General features: G+C 45.4%; 12 protein-coding genes. 6 read left to right on the top strand and 6 right to left on the bottom strand.

The window, feature by feature from the left end:
- Positions 1–22 precede the first annotated feature (22 nt).
- Positions 23–649 (top strand): hypothetical protein, encoded by a 627-nt coding sequence (locus PQ469_RS00200; protein ID WP_274211191.1) that lies wholly within the window; start codon positions 23–25, stop codon positions 647–649.
- Between the two features lie 118 nt (positions 650–767).
- Here PQ469_RS00200 and def read toward each other — a convergent pair whose 3' ends face one another.
- Both def and PQ469_RS00190 read right to left on the bottom strand, forming a co-directional pair.
- Positions 768–1,340, bottom strand: coding sequence for a peptide deformylase (gene def, locus PQ469_RS00195; protein ID WP_274211190.1), 573 nt, complete (start codon positions 1,338–1,340; stop codon positions 768–770).
- A gap of 20 nt (positions 1,341–1,360) precedes the next feature.
- Positions 1,361–2,587, bottom strand: a complete 1,227-nt coding sequence (locus tag PQ469_RS00190; RefSeq protein WP_274213854.1) for a M16 family metallopeptidase — start codon at positions 2,585–2,587, stop codon at positions 1,361–1,363.
- Positions 2,588–2,741: 154 nt separating this feature from the next.
- On the opposite strand from PQ469_RS00190, the gene hpt reads away from it, so the two are divergent.
- Positions 2,742–3,278, top strand: a complete 537-nt coding sequence (gene hpt, locus PQ469_RS00185; RefSeq protein WP_090652258.1) for a hypoxanthine phosphoribosyltransferase — start codon at positions 2,742–2,744, stop codon at positions 3,276–3,278.
- Positions 3,279–3,469: 191 nt separating this feature from the next.
- Here the strand turns inward: hpt and PQ469_RS00180 are convergent, their stop codons facing one another.
- The 3 genes from PQ469_RS00180 to PQ469_RS00170 form a co-directional block, all read right to left on the bottom strand.
- Positions 3,470–4,411 carry a glycoside hydrolase family 43 protein gene (locus tag PQ469_RS00180; RefSeq protein WP_274211189.1) on the bottom strand — a complete coding sequence of 314 codons (942 nt, stop codon included), beginning with the start codon at positions 4,409–4,411 and terminating at the stop codon, positions 3,470–3,472.
- Between the two features lie 93 nt (positions 4,412–4,504).
- On the bottom strand, positions 4,505–6,274 hold the full coding sequence (locus tag PQ469_RS00175; RefSeq protein ID WP_274211188.1) for a family 43 glycosylhydrolase: 1,770 nt from the start codon (positions 6,272–6,274) through the stop codon (positions 4,505–4,507).
- Positions 6,275–6,292: 18 nt separating this feature from the next.
- Positions 6,293–7,801, bottom strand: coding sequence for a family 43 glycosylhydrolase (locus PQ469_RS00170; protein ID WP_274211187.1), 1,509 nt, complete (start codon positions 7,799–7,801; stop codon positions 6,293–6,295).
- A gap of 410 nt (positions 7,802–8,211) precedes the next feature.
- On the opposite strand from PQ469_RS00170, the gene PQ469_RS00165 reads away from it, so the two are divergent.
- From PQ469_RS00165 to PQ469_RS00155, 3 genes are all read left to right on the top strand, one after another.
- Positions 8,212–8,781, top strand: a complete 570-nt coding sequence (locus PQ469_RS00165; RefSeq protein ID WP_274211186.1) for a Crp/Fnr family transcriptional regulator — start codon at positions 8,212–8,214, stop codon at positions 8,779–8,781.
- A gap of 62 nt (positions 8,782–8,843) precedes the next feature.
- The gene (locus PQ469_RS00160) at positions 8,844–10,025 is read left to right on the top strand and encodes a serine hydrolase domain-containing protein (RefSeq protein WP_274211185.1); all 1,182 of its coding nucleotides are present in this window, start codon (positions 8,844–8,846) and stop codon (positions 10,023–10,025) included.
- Between the two features lie 217 nt (positions 10,026–10,242).
- Complete coding sequence (locus PQ469_RS00155) at positions 10,243–10,659, top strand: acyl-CoA thioesterase (RefSeq protein ID WP_090652224.1); 417 nt, start codon at positions 10,243–10,245, stop codon at positions 10,657–10,659.
- Between the two features lie 114 nt (positions 10,660–10,773).
- Here the strand turns inward: PQ469_RS00155 and PQ469_RS00150 are convergent, their stop codons facing one another.
- Entirely contained in the window at positions 10,774–13,269 is a 2,496-nt protein-coding gene (locus PQ469_RS00150) for a M14 metallopeptidase family protein (protein WP_274211184.1), read from the bottom strand.
- A 338-nt stretch (positions 13,270–13,607) separates the two neighbouring features.
- Between PQ469_RS00150 and recQ the strand changes: the two genes are divergently transcribed.
- The gene (gene recQ, locus PQ469_RS00145; RefSeq protein WP_274211183.1) at positions 13,608–15,782 is read left to right on the top strand and encodes a DNA helicase RecQ; all 2,175 of its coding nucleotides are present in this window, start codon (positions 13,608–13,610) and stop codon (positions 15,780–15,782) included.
- Positions 15,783–15,990 lie beyond the last annotated feature (208 nt).

Here is a 15,990-nt window from a genome sequence, read left to right as displayed (position 1 = left end):
CAGCAAATAGGTGTTTAAGTATATGAAGTACCTGGTTATTATATTTTTATTGTTTGCATCGGTTGCGGCGTTTGCACAAAAACACGATGACAGGCCACTTGTGCAATTTACAGGCGTAGTACATAATGCCGATAGTACGGATGTTATTGTGCCTTATGTATCAATTACCAATACATCTTTTCATAACCAGGTTTACTTAAGTAATTATAAAGGCTATTTTTCATTTGTGGCACATGAGCAGGATACCCTGCGCTTTACCTGCGTTGGTTACGGGCAAATACTGGTGGTTATACCATCAAACCTGAATACCAAAAGCTATACTTTACAGGTAAACCTTAAACCGCAAATTATTAACCTGCCTACATTTCACGTATTTCCGTGGGCTACTACAGACGAGTTTAAGAAAGATTTTTTAGCTATAAAACTTGCTGATGACGATCTCGAAATTGCGCGTAAAAACATCAGCAAGGCATCATTATCAGCCTTGTATAATACCTTGCCCAGGAATGCACAGGAAATACAATCGGCAAACGCGCAATCAATGCACAACACCATCCTAAACACGCACTCACTTACGCCCAACCCGCTACTTAACCCGCTTGCCTGGGGCAGCCTGATCAAGCAGATATCGGATGCGGATAGTAAGTAAGTCGTAAGCCCGGAGTATAAAGTCAAAAGTCTGTTTTGGTGCAATAAAAAAACCTACTGATGTAGGCTTGCTTTTATAAGATATGTTGACTTCTGACTAATGACTTAAAACTTCAGACTTATCTCCCCTTTTTTACAGCCGGAAATTTCATCTTATATTCAACATTCACAGCGCCTTTTGAAATATCGTTCAATTTTTTTTCGATAAGGCGTTTGCGTAGCGGGCTCAGTTTATCGGTAAATAGTTTACCTTCAATGTGGTCATATTCGTGCTGGATAATACGGGCGGCCATGCCTTTAAAGGTCTCTTCGTAGTGTTTCCAGTTTTCGTCGTAGTAGGATATCCTAATTACCGGTTTACGGTAAACATCTTCGCGTATATCCGGGATACTCAGGCAGCCTTCGTTAAAGCCCCATTCTTCGCCGGTTTCGTCTATAATGGTAGCGTTTATAAATGCTTTCTTAAAGTCTTGAAGTTCGGGTTCATCATCATCAAACGGGGTGGCATCAACCACAAACAAACGCATAGACATGCCTATCTGCGGGGCTGCCAGGCCAACGCCACGGGCACCGTACATAGTTTCAAACATGTTATTAACTAATTCTTTAATATGTGGATATTCATCCGGCTCAATGGCTGTTGCTTTCTTTCTTAAAACAGGGTCTCCGTAAGCGATGATAGGGTACTTCATTTTGCAAAAATACAGGTTTATTACTTAGGCTCAAACTTCAATGTAATAAGCCTGTCATTATCAAATATTTCGTTGCCTATTTCCAGCAATTGTTCGGCGGTAACGGCATTTATTTTGTCGAAAATATCTTCCAGCGTATCAATATGATTAAAATCCAGCAGGCTTTTGGCCATTGATATAATCAGGCTTATGCGGTTCTCTTCGGCAAGAGCTATTTGCCCAATAAACTTTTGCTTGGCCTGGTGCAACTGCAGGGTGCCCAGCTTTTGATCGCGTAGCTTCTTCAGTTCCTTGTGTACCAGGCGCGATGCCTTTTCGGCCTTTTCGTTATCCGTGCCAAAGTAAACAGAGAAAATACCGGTATCGCTAAACGGGGTATAGTTTGATTCGATGGTGTAAGCGATGCCATACTTTTCGCGGATCTCGAGATTTAAGCGGCTGCTCATCCCCATGCCGCCCAACAAGTTATTAAGCAGTAATAACCCGTATTTATGCCGATGAGATGATGGGTAAGCCTGCCCGCCAATAATGCAATGCGTTTGCGATATTGGCTTTTTAACAATTACAATGCCGCTGTTATTTGCCTTTGGTGCAATCCTGTTTTTTTTGGGGTGATGAGCCTCTATCCCGCCGAAATATTTTTCGCACAGCTTTACTACCTTCTTAAAATCGTAGTTGCCATGTACAGCAAATATCATTTCGGATGTGCTGTAATTGGCTTTAATAAAGGCCCGCATATCATCGCTGTTCATACGGCCAACGGTTTCAGGTGTACCCAAAATGTTTTTACCAAAAGGATGGTCCTTAAACAGCAATTCCTCAAAGTCGTCTTGTATGGCTTCTTCGGGCTGATCGAGGTATGAAGCTATCTCGTCAAGTATTACGCCGCGTTCTTTTTCCTGTTCATCTTCGGGGAAGGTCGAATGGAACAGAATATCCTCAAACAAATCAATAGCCCGTTCCAGGTGCTGATTAAGCAATGAGGCATGGATGCAGGTATATTCTTTGGTGGTATAAGCGTTTAAATCGGCGCCAACAAGTTCCAGCCGGTTCAGGATCTGGTTGGTGTTGCGCCGTTCTGTTTCTTTAAACAACAGGTGTTCAATAAAATGGGCAAGGCCTTCCTGCCGGTTGGCTTCATCGCGCGAGCCTGCGTTTACAATAAAGCAGCAATGCGTTATGGTAAATGGCGATTGTTTGTACAAAATACGGATGCCATTGGCTAAGGTGTGGGCCTGGTAGTCGATCATATAAGGGTGCAAAGATAACGTTATATATGTTACAATTATTTTACGTGCAATTTGCGAGCGATTTTACTATTTTAGGAGATTAAAATTGTAATGGCCGAGGCATTAACAGTAATACGATAGATCATCGGCAATACCCCGTAAAAACAAATCAATGAAAATCAAAATCGCAGACCTTGAGTTTGAGCCCCTTATTAATGCCGAAACGATTGAAGAACGTGTAAAAGCTATCGGCCTACAGTTAAATGAAGATTTCAAACAGAGTATTCCGGTATTTGTGGGAGTACTTAACGGAAGCTTCCTGTTTATAGCCGACCTGATAAAGCAAATTTCTATCCCCTGCGAAATCTCGTTCACAAAGCTGGCCTCCTATTATGGCGGAACTACCAGTAAACTGAAAATCCGCGACGATATTGATTTAATTGTGGATATAAAAGGCCGCGACGTGCTGATTATTGAGGATATTGTTGATACCGGAAACACCGTACATTACCTGATAGACAAATTGAAACAACGTGGTCCGGCTTCTATTAAAGTATGTTCATTGTTGTTAAAGCCTGCTGCCCTGCAAAAGAAAATCGACGAGCTAAAATATGTTGGTTTTGAAATTGAAAATGAATTTGTAGTGGGCTATGGGCTGGATTATAAAGAAATGGGCAGGAATTTGGATGCTATTTACAAGAAGGTATAGATTGATTTTCGAGGTGGAATTTTAAAATCGGGCTGAATTATTTTCCGATATCTAACATACCATCAAAATGCCCCTGAAAAAATTCAGAGGCATTTTGTTAGTCTCTATATATAAAATCAGATGTTATCTGTTTAAATCATTTACAGCTAACCTGTCCCGGTTAGGGATGAACACCAACAAGGGCGAATAATTTATTCGTTCAATAGTTTAAGGGCTGTTTGTTTAGAAATTTCGATAACCGTTCCGTGCGCCATTTTAAGATCAGTTGGTTGGCGTTTCCAAGTGTTCAGATCTTTCGAGGTAAACATGTAGGCAAAATCGCTCTCGAAGGGATCTGTAAACATGCAATAGTTTGAACCTATTTTTACTATCGACGGGCCTTCATCACCTGTTGATGGGGTCACCGGCCCATGTTCATCGCCCCAGGGCCCTTCAGGGCTCTGGCTGGCCCGATAATAAATATTAGGAATATGGGTGTTATCGTCCTTTTTATAAAATAAAAGGTAGCGTTTGTGGTCCTTATAAATAAAAGCATCTATCGGCCCCTGGTTGCCGGCTGCACCGCCCGCCGGCGATCCGTTGCGGAAAAGAACAGCGGGCTTGCTAAATACCTTGAAATCCTTTGTAGTTACAAAATATATCCTGCCTTCTCCTCCTTTTTTCCACGGACCGATATTTGACGACCAATAGATCATGTAGTTTTTCTTTTGAGGGTTAAAAAATATTTCGGGTGCCCAGCAATTGTTGGTACTATCTATACCTGAACCTACAGGAATGGCTTTTTCATCTCCCCATTTTGCCGGATCTTTGGATTCGGCATAGCCAATGTTCTTACCTTTCCACCCTGTGGTCCATACCATCCGGAAAATTCCATCTGCTCCCAGGTTGATGCTGGGGTCCCTGATCAGCTTTTCGCCCACCTGTGGTGTTGCTACAACCTTTCCGTGGTTAACGGGCAGCCAATTTATACCATTTGTGCTTATAGCAAGGTTAACACCGGCGTCCTGCTCAACAAAATACGAAAAAAGGAAAAATTGCTTCGCATTGATATCGAGTTTTGTTTGCGCATTAGCTACGCCGGCGCGCACTGTCAGCAAGGCGATCAGTTGAATAAGTACCGTTTTTTTTATCATTTTTATTGTTGGTTAAAATCTGTCAATGCAGTTATTTTGTATTATTACCCGGCGGCAACATCGTTCAGGATAAATCCATATTCGCCGGTGGTGTCATTTAATGAATACGACGTGACCGCTTTTGACGATGCCGTTTTCGTTAAAACGCTCCACGGTAAAGTAATAGCTTTGTTTGCTATTTAAATTTCCGATTTCGGCGCCGTTTTTTCCATTTACCTGGTAGTTCTGATACAATTTGCCGGGTGCTATGCCATACTTGATATTATAGCCTGCTGAAGATTGAGCGGCAGGCCATTTTAAACGAATACGGCATCTGTCGGCACTATCCCTCACTGCAGTAAAAGTAATTTTTTCTTTGGGCAGTTGCTGTAATGGCTTCCCAAATATCCGCAGCCCCCATAATGCGAAAGTGCCGCCGGGAACACTTACGTTCCTGATACGCACATACCTTGCAATTACAGGTTTAACCAATTCAATATAGGGGTGTGGGTTATCCAGCGCTGTTAACCAGGTATTGTTTATTAATTTCCAATGGGCATTGTCGGCCGATACTTCCAGTAAATAATCATAAGCGGCATTGGGTTTCCGCCCATATATCCCGGCATGATGATCGGCAAAGTTTATTTGTATCGCATTAATTCTGCTTCTGGCTTTCAAATCCATACTTATCCATTCCTTATCACTGCCGGTTGCAGCGCTCCAATATGTCCTGACATCCTCATCCGTCGCCAATGAAGCCTCATGCCCCTTAATTTGGGACGAAACCGAAACCGGCTTGTTGTAAGACAGCAACGCCCATCCTGTAGCCAGATCAGGGGGGCCGCTTATCCGGCTATCAGGTACAAAAAAAGGATAGTCGCCATAACCGGTGTAAGTATAAGCGTCATCCGGGGACCGGAAGAAAGCCGGAAAAATCCCCAACCGGCGCTCATACCGGTGATGTACCGATATGGTCATTGTCGAGATTCTCCAATAATTACCGTATTTGTCCTGGAAGGTACTGCTATGGCCCGCGCTGCCTATAAAGCCTCCCTGCCTGGCAGAAAACGGATTATTCGGGGCCAGGTGGAAAGGGCCTACCGGCGAATCGCCTGTGTAAAGCCCATCCGAATAGCTTTTAAATTCTGTTTCGGGACAAGCATATTGCAGGTAATATTTTCCTTTAACTTTTGTCATCCACGCCCCCTCAATCCATGGCCGTGAGGGCAGTTCGTTATGCTCGCCCGAGCGTTCCCAGCCATTAACAGAACGATCGCTATTGATAAGCGAAACAGCCGGCGCTTTGGGCATCAGGGTTTTCATGTCGAGCTCTACAACAAAAATGGGATTGATATTTGAGCAGCCATAATAAAGATAAAGCCGGTTATCATCATCAAGAAACAAGTCCGGGTCAACCAGGCTGATCGGAAACGCCGGATTGGCAACTGTCCACTTTCCGCTTTGCGGATTACCCGTTTTGTAAATCTTGCCTCCATCCTTTCCGGTAGAGGCCATAAACAAAACCGTATCTCCTATTACCACGGCGGTTGGCGCATAATCTTCCAACGGCAAATCATTCGTTTTTATAAGTTTCCATTGCTTCAGGTCGGGCGAGTGCCAATATCCTCCCGATTTGGAAGCAAAAAGGTAGTATTCGCCTTTAAAAACGATGACGGCAGGGTCGGCAGCCTCCCTGCGCGATGGCGTATCAAGGCAAAATCTGTAGTCAAGGTCCAGCGGGTTACATATGGTGTATCGTGCTTTTTGCCGGTTCTGTGCACGCAAGTTGCCGCATCCCCAAAATACAGTTAATAGTACCAGGCTGGAAACGAGGGCAACGGCCCTGAATATTTGTAAAATATAATCTTTTATATGTTGGTTCATCTTTTCAGCATGATGGCATTAATATATCTTCATTTCCCACAGGCCCGGCACACCAGACAGCACGGTTACCCTAAGATACCTTGCCGATCCTATTTTAGCGGCAACCTCCGGCGACCGCACTACCGGTTCGGTATTTATTTTAACCGTGAGCCACTTTTTTCCGTCAGTTGATTTCTCCAGCTTCCAGGTATGCCCTAAGGTGGAGGCCACAAAATACAACTCGCACCTGTTAATCTTTTCAGGCGATCCCAGGTCGGCTTCAAGCCAGGGCTGGGTATCTTTACCGGATGCCATCCAGAAAGTCCCGTTGTTGCCATCCACCGCATTTTCGGGCTGACCATTCATGATACGCTGAACGGCAACAACGCCTTCGCCCTTATCGCGGGGAGCAATACCTGCAATACCGGATATCGCGGTGTCGATAATAGACTTGATTAAAGAATCAGGCTTGAAGCCCGATGCCTTAACAGCCACTGGCTTTATGGCCGCGGGGTAGCTGTTTTTTAACAGTGAGCCTATGCCGGCGCGGTTTACCTTCACGGGTTTGATGGTGCCATCAGCATTAAAATCCAGTTTATTGGCAAAAACCTGCCGGGTTGTATAACCATTACCATATTCCAGGTAAAAGAAAACGTATTGCCCGGTGCCCGGCATTTCAAATACGTTGCCATGCCCCGGCCCCCAAACATTGGCAGCGATAGCTGACTGTAGTATAATATCGGGACCGGAAGGGGCCGAATACGGCCCCAGGGGGCCGGTTTTGCTCATCATATAAGCATACACATAGTTGGAGCCGCCACTTAGTGTATAAACATAATAATAAATCCCTTTGCGCTTAAACAGGAAAGGGCCTTCTGAGTAACCGGACCGCGAGGTTTGTATAAGTATTTTATCTCCTGTCAGGGTTTTCCAGTCGGGGCTAAGTTTCGATATATTTCTTTTCCTCCACACCAGGTAGGCCGACCCGTCATCGTCAACAAACGGGTCGCCGTCAATATCATTCGCTACGGGTTTAGTCTCTTCACCGGCTTTTTCGGGTTCGTTAAAGTAAACACCCGTGCCATTAGTAAAATGAAATGGCCCGTCGGGTACCGCGGCTGCCAGCAGGTAGGTACCCACCTGCCCGTCGGGTTTAACAATGGTAGCAAACATTTGGCATGCACCATCCTTTTTAAATACCTTCCCTGGCGCCCAAAAACGGAAGTAACCGGTTTTATCCGCGCCATTCCGGTCTTTGTAAGTATAAGGCTTGCTCCAGTCAATAACCGGTAATATATTCCCGTTGTAGTTCCAATTAATCAGGTCGGGCGATTTCCATACCACAGGCGGGCCCATCCTGTCAAGCTTCTGGTCAATGTCTGATGTTCCGTAAAGATAATACACGCCATTGAACGTAACTACCGAGGGATCTGCGGAGTAATCCGGAATAACCGGATTAAATCCCGGCTGCTGGGCATAACATATACCGTTCAGGGCTGCCAATAACAGTGCGATGAAGAAATTTTTACTCAATATATAGTTACACATATTTATAGGTTGCTTTGTTGTGGTTTATTGGTTGCAGCCTGTTATAACATCCAGGTTGCGATATGGCAAAGATGCCGGCTCAAATGTTTCCTATTTGAAGTTCAAATATGAAACATTTTAATGATTGCCAAAGGGGGTAAATCGCTCAAACACCGGGGAAAATGATATTCGGCCTAACTTAATACCTATTATGTGCAGGTTTATCGTGGCAACTTTGAATGGCAGGCTCCATAATTTTCCTGCCGGGGCCGGCGTCCCTAAAAGCCGGCGAGTAGCCGCCTGCTCTTTTTAAACTTCAACGGATTTGTCAATAAGCTGCAGTATCGATCAAAAGCTAACGTCGGAATTTAGTCCTCGTGATTAATTTATTAAGTTTGTATACTGCCTATAGCAGGCTACACCTTCAACCTATGCATCAGTTCAGAACTTATTTTGAAAAACATTTTCCAATTGCCGATAACGACTGGGAAATATTCTCAAAAAAACTGACCCGGAAAGAGTTACCCAAAAGAAGCCTCCTGTTACAGGAAGGACAGGTTGAAAACCGCATTTCATTTATTGAAAAAGGTATTGTAAGGTTTTTTATCCGGCAATCGCTTGATAAAGAAATCACCTTTGCCATCATATTTGAAAACGAACTTATGTGCTGTTACGATTCTTTTTTGACGCGCCAGCCTGCCGAATATAATGCAGAAACAATTACCGAAACCATCATCTGGAGTTTTTCTTATGATGATTTACAGCAACTTTATGCTACCATGCCGGTTTCAAATGTTCTTGGACGAATTTTGAGCGAAGAGATATACCTGATTAAGGCTAAAAGAGAGTTATCTGCTTTAAAATACCAGGCAAAAGAACGATACCTCAATTTATTTAAAGAAAAGCCCCGGCTGGTTAAAGAGATCCCGCTAAAATTCCTTGCTTCCTACATTGGTATAACGCCCCAGGCGCTCAGCCGTATCAGGAAGCAAATTTATTAACATAGGTTCATTTTTCCTTTTTTTATAATTCGCCAGTTTTGCTTCAATCAAAACATGGCATTATGAAATCAATCAGGTATATCCCCATTAGTTTATTTGCTTCGATAATAGCTTTATGCACATTTACCGGTTGTAAAACCAGCCATTACCGCCCGGCTGCTTATTCATATTCAAAGCCGCCACTATTAAATGACGGTATTGTTGTGGACAACCTGGATACACTCAAATCAGATTCCTCTAAAATCATCCAACTCACAAAACTGATACTTGCGGATAGTTTCCCTAACATTCACAGTTTATTAATCATGAAGGATAATAACCTTATATATGAACATTACTTTGCGGGGTACGATCAAAACAACGGGAAAAATTTGGGATACATCGATCACGGGGCCAGCGACCTTCATGACTGCCGCAGCATTACCAAAAGCGTTGTATCAGCCTGTATTGGTATCGCTATTGAACATAAGTTCATCGGTAGTATTGATGAACCAGTTTTTAACTACTTCCCGGAGTATGCCCGGTATAACGATTCTATAAAATCAAAAATCACCATCCGCCATCTGCTTACCATGACCAGCGGCTTAAGCTGGAACGAGTATATTTCTTATTCAAATCCGCTGAACAGCGAGGTTAGGATGAACCTTACTGTTGATCCGATTGGGTTTATATTAAACAGGGATACCAAATATAAGCCCGGCAGCTATTGGGTTTACAGTGGCGGCAACACGCAAATACTGGCCGAGATCATCAAAAAAACCAGTGGGATGCCGATAGATAAATTTGCCGAAAAGTATTTATTCGTCCCGCTGGGCATCAAAAAATTTGAATGGAACGGGCTCTTCTTTAAAAAATCCATGCCATCTGCTGCCTCGGGCCTGCGCTTAACATCAAGAGATATGCTAAAGATAGGCATGCTCTATATGAATGATGGCAATTGGAATAAACAACATGTTTTAACCAAAGCATGGGCCGATTCTTCTTTGAGCACTCATGTAGCCCGTAACGAGTTAAAGCTGATAAAAAAAGGAGGCTATGGTTACCAATTTTGGACATACCAGGAAACCATCAACAAACAAGCCTATGATATTACCGAGGCCAAAGGCAATGGCGGCAACGCTATATTTTTTTGCAAATCGCTGCGGCTTGTGGTGGTAGTTACTGCGGGTAATTACAACAACTGGAAAATAAAAAACAATACTTATGCTGCCTTTTGTAATTATATACTGCCGGCATTCCTTTGATTGATACATTGCAGGAATCCTCTTTTGTCTCCCTGGCCTCGGTAGCGCCTGGCGCAATTCTTCATTTTTGGCAGATACCATATAACAGATTGCCATATATTTGCGGGCTACCTGTTAAGTCTTGAATTAAAAGGCATGACTCAAAAGTTAATTTTTTCATTTTTAACTCAGACCTCAAGACCTTCGACCAAGACTAAATGATTAACATAACACCACCATGGAATACACAAAAACTTACGTTGCAAAGGACGAGCACATAGATGTGCAGCAAATTATGGATGGCTTATACTATCCGTTTTATATGGAATACTGCCGCCATGACTATATCAGGGAAGTGCTGGGTTTCGATTTTGAAACCGAGGCCAAAAATGGCGTTCATATGGTGCTATCAAACTACAGCATCAGTTTTTTACGGTCGTTAAAAAAAGGCGATGAATTTACGGTTACCTGCACCTTATACACTGACAAAGCAGGCCTGCCCAAACTGCATTTTAAACAATCTATCATTTTTAATAACAAGGTGATGACCAAAGCCGTATTCACGGGCACCTGCGTACCCGCAACCGGCGGACGGCCTTATCTGCCAACATCAATACTCGAGAAAATTAAAGATGCCCCTGTTGGTGAGTGGTGAGTAGTGAATGGTGAAATAATTGTTAGGGCAGGATAATGGTGAGTATTTTTAGGCCTGCCCTAAACATCCGATTAAAAGCTCCCCCTTCAGGGGGCTGGGGGGCTCGGCTGGGGCCTACTGCCCCACCATAAACACGGCATTGCTAAACAACAGTTTACCGTTTTCCCAGAAACTGCGGAACAGCGGATCGTCAACCATATATACAACCGAGCCGCGGCCCATAGGCTGAACGCCAAGCAGCAAACCGTTATTAATTTTTTGTTTGGCTGCGGCACCGGCAAAGCCCGATACATAGCTGTCTTTTTTTATAGTACCTACATTCCAGCCGTCTTCGCCGCCAAATAGCTCATAGATATCATCATTCATTTTTAATGAATAGTAATAGTCGGGCAGGCCGAAACCAAGCGGATGGGTATTATCCAGGTTTAATTTAAAAATAGCCCCGGGAATCATGCCGCGGATAGCATCCCGGTCGCGGTCGCCATAAATTTTAACGGTCTTATCTTTATCCTTATCGTCTTTTTTATCTTCTTTCTTTTTCAGCAGGATGCCTTTTTTATCAACCAGCGATGCCACAGCATTATCAATAGCAATTAAACGGCCGCCATCGCGCACCCAGTTTTGCAACTTCTCGGATGGGAAATCATCGTAGCGTCCGTCAGGGAAAATAGCTACATCAAAATCGGCCAGGCGTGTGCGGGGAATATCCTGGTACCTGATCAGCGTAATAGGGTAGCCCAATTGCGCTTCAAACAAGTGCCATACTTCGCCCATGGCTTCGGAGTTTACGCCATCGCCGGCAACCAGCATCACCTTAGGCTGACGGATGTAGCGTACCGCATCTGATCCCAGGTCTGATCCCTTATCCACAAAGCCCGATGACAGCGGCGTAACCTCCTGGTTAAGCTCGGCAGCGGTTTGGGTAACCACCTGGTCAAAATCGGCACGGTCATTGCCCGCGCGGGTTATTAATAATGAGCCCGGCGCAAAAGTTTTGCCGGCAGCATCGAATGATTTTTCGGCATAACGCACTTTTATCTTCTTCTTAAACAAAGCCGCCAGGAATTTTACATCCGCCACCGAAGACCATGATGATACATAGGCATAAGCATGAGTGTTTACCAGGGGCTTCGGCGCGGCAATGCTCCACTCGGCACTTGCCGGTTTTAATGATTCTTTTATGCCATAAGCCTTCAACCCAAATGCATATGGGAGCGACCACGCCGTAATATCATACGTATTTGAATCGGGGATAATAGTTTTTGGCTCCAGCAGTACATGCAGCAATACCGCTTTGGGCTGATAGGCATTTACCACAAGGTCATTAGGCCCAACGGTATAGGCTTCGGTTTTGCCGTTCATATAATCATACCCGGTTACCGATTTATTGGCCAAACCAAAACCATACTGAATACCGTTGCGGGCAAGCAGTTTGGCCATGGCATTTATTTTATTGTTGTTATCGTTTTTGATAACATAGGTTTTGTACTCGCCCGGCGGGTTGGTGCGGCTATTGTCATAAAACTTTTTAAACTCATCTTTAAATTTTTGCGCATTGGCCGATGCCGTTTCAACCGTACTTAAACCGGTAGAGTGGTGGTGCGCCACCCGTTGTACCAAAGTAAGTGTATCGCCGCTACGGTTAACTACGGCCAGGCCTGCGCCAATACCGCCCTGCTCATAAGTCATACCGATTGAGCCGTTATATAATGGATAGGTATCGCCATAGGATGGGTACAGCAGGTCGAACTCGTATTTGGTAAAGTACATCCAGCCATTTTGGTCAAAGTATTTGGCGTTGTTTTTACCAATGAGTACCTGGGCATCGCGCTGCCATTGGGTAAGGTCTTTATGGTAAGGCTCGGCAGCCGGGGCAAAATAATATGGAGCGTTGGGGCCTTGTTCGTGGTAGTCAACATGTATTTGAGGCAGCCATTGGTTATACAAACCAACGCGGGCCTGGGTTTCCTTTTGCTGCTGCCATGCCCAATCGCGGTTAAGGTCAAAGTAGTAGTGGTTTACCCTGCCGCCCGGCCATGGCTCGGCATGCTCGCGCGAGGTTGGGTAAGCATCCGGCGACAAACCGTGTACCGAATTATAAAAATTAACATACCTGTCGCGTCCGTCCGGATTCAGGCAAGGGTCGATAACTACCAGCGTATTTTTAAGCCAGGCCTGGGTTTGGGCGTTTGATGGATCGACTAAATCATATAAAGTCCACATGGCGGCTTCGCTTGATGCGGGCTCGTTGCCATGTACGTTATAGCTTAACCAGGTAATTACGGGTACATTGGTAATAACAGGTCCGCTTTCTACACCGGCTACCCGCAGGTTGTTATGGCGGATCTCTTCCAAACGGACAATATTTTCATCCGATGCAATGAACATGGCCAGCAAGGGACGGCCCTCGTTAGTACTGCCAAACTGCTGCAGCTTCACATTTTTTGAGGCCTGGGCAACATATTTAAAATACTCCACAATGCGGTAGTGCGGGGTAAACTGGGTACCCAGCTTATAACCCAGGAATTCATCCGGCGATTGTATTTTTTGAGCGAAAGATACCGTTGCCGAAACAACAGCCAATAACACAACAAGTAGCTTTTTTATCATAAAACTGATATAGATGGTAGTAAAAGCTAAATATGCGGAAAATATGTGCAGATGTGCAAATTTCAGATGTGCAGATGTGGATATTGTTACATTAGGTAGATGTGCAGATTTCAAATTACAGATGTGCAGATGACCTGTCTGCACCAGGATTCCTTCCGCTATGGGAACCTGAAAATCAAAATCCCAATAATCCGAAAAATCCGCTTAATCCGGGTTCAGACAAAATCCACTCACAAAAAATCTAAAAATTTTAGCAATCTCCCTGATAATTTGTATTTTGCCCCTGAAAAAGCAAATCAATTTGCACATCTGAAATCTGTAATCTGCACATCTAAATCATGACTCCGTTATCGGCCCTGCAAAAATATTTTGGTTATAGCGCCTTCAGGCACCAGCAGGAGGCTATTATCCAGCATATATTAAACGGGCAGGATGTAATGGCGCTGATGCCAACCGGCGGCGGCAAATCATTATGTTACCAGCTGCCCGCGGTATTGCTTAACGGGCTAACCATCGTTATCTCGCCGCTTATTGCCCTGATGAAAGACCAGGTAGATAGCCTGAACGTAAGCGGTATCCCGGCAGCTTTCCTAAACTCGGCACAAAACCCCGAAGAGCAGCGCCAACTGGTAGAAAAATTAAGGAACAACCAAATCCGCCTGCTATACCTTGCGCCCGAGCGTTTGTTCGGCGCCGAGAACAAACTCGTTCCCTTTTTAAAAACGCTGAATGTAGTACAGATAGCTATCGACGAAGCCCATTGCATCTCGTCATGGGGGCACGATTTTCGCCCTGAGTATTTGATGCTGGCCCAGTTAAAAACCGAGTTCCCGAATGTGCCTGTCATCGCGCTTACCGCCACTGCCGATAAGCTTACGCAAAAGGATATCCTCGAGAAACTCAACCTTAACAAGCCCAAAGTATTTGTATCGTCCTTCAACCGGGCTAATATCACCTACCGGGTTATCCCCAAAAAGAACAGCTTTCAACAGCTGGTCGCCTTTTTAAATGAGCGGAAGGATGAATCGGGCATTATCTACTGCCTCTCCCGTAAATCAACCGAAGACCTGGCCGACGACCTGAAAGCCGCAGGCTTCGCTGCCGAAGCCTACAACGCCGGCCTCAGTAACGAAACCAAAGTGCGCAACCAGGAAGCCTTTTTACGCGATGAAGTGAAGATCATTGTGGCCACCATAGCCTTTGGCATGGGCATCAATAAATCAAACGTGCGCTACGTGGTGCACATCGATCTGCCTAAAAACATCGAGGGCTATTACCAGGAAACCGGCCGTGCCGGGCGCGACGGGCTGGCATCCGAGGCATTGTTATTATATTCGCCGGGCGATGCGGGTAAACTGCAGCATTTTGCACGCATAGAGGGCAACGAGGCCCAAAGCCGCATTATGCTGAACAAGCTGAACGATATGGTGCGCTACTGCCAGCTGCAAAGCTGCCGCCGCCAGTATTTGATGAACTACTTTGACGAGGCTTTCCCGCCCAATTGCGGCTCCTGCGATGTGTGCCTTACCGAGTTTAAACGCTTTGATGGCACGCTGATAGCCCAAAAAGCCCTCTCGGCCGTGGCCCGGCTCAACGAGCGTTTCGGTATCAACTATGTGATTGATTTTTTACGAGGATCGAAATCCGAGAAGATCCGCGACGAACATAAACACCTTAAAACCTATGGCATCGGTGCCGATATCAGCAAGCCCGACTGGCAGCGCTACATTCGCGAGCTGCTTACCATGGGCTACCTGCAAATGGGCGGCGACGAATACCCCATTGTAAAACTTACCGACCAAAGCGCCGCCGTGCTTAAAGGCCTGCAAAAGGTTGAGTTTATTGAAAGCGAAACCGTTGAAGAAACTCACACCCACGTGCAGGCGCCACCGCACGAGGCCGAACTGCTAAGCCGCATCAAACGCGTACGCAACGATATTGCCCAACATGAAAACGTACCGGCATACATCATCGTATCCGATGCCACCCTGGTGGAGATGGCTACCTACCTGCCGCAAAGCCTCGACGAGCTGCGCCTTATCTCCGGTTTCGGCGATGTAAAACTGGCCCGCTACGGCCGCGAGCTGTTGCAGCCCGTGAAAGATTACGCCAAAGAAAAAGGCCTCGAATCAAAAATTGCCTATAAATCGCCCAAGCGGGAACGCAAGGCGGCGTCCGTCCGTCCGGCACCAACTATCAAGGCCCGCAAAACAAACGATACCCGTACCGAGTCGCTCCGGCTTTACCAAACCGGCAAAACCGTTGCCGAAATTGCCGCCGAGCGCAGCCTCTCGCCCATGACCATCGAAAGCCACCTCTGCTTCTTTGTACAATCGGGCCAGCTGGAGGTAGAAGCCCTGGTACCCGCCCAAAAAATCCCCGCCATTAAAGATGCCGTTGAAAGCTACGGCTCCCAAATGCTCTCGCCCCTCAAACAAATCCTCGGCGATAACTACAGCTACGGCGAAATTAAAGCGGTGATAAGTTGGATGAACAGGGGGGATGACATATAAAAATAAAGACTGTCATGGATTCCGAAAGAGAAATGACGTATATCGCATGGCGGCGAAGACTCACCCGGCGAGGCTTCGCCCGCCACCCTCTCTTCACCTGCGGTGTAAAGAGGGGCTTGAACGCTGTATATCAATACATAAATTAAAAAACAAATAATAAACCTTCAAGCTCCTCTTTCCGGCGAAGCCGGTCGAGTCTTCACCTGCG

Source organism: Mucilaginibacter sp. KACC 22773 (assembly GCF_028736215.1).
Classification (GTDB): Bacteria; Bacteroidota; Bacteroidia; order Sphingobacteriales; family Sphingobacteriaceae; genus Mucilaginibacter.
Note: the sequence above shows the minus strand (reverse complement) of the source record. Positions and strands in the feature narration are given on the sequence as shown.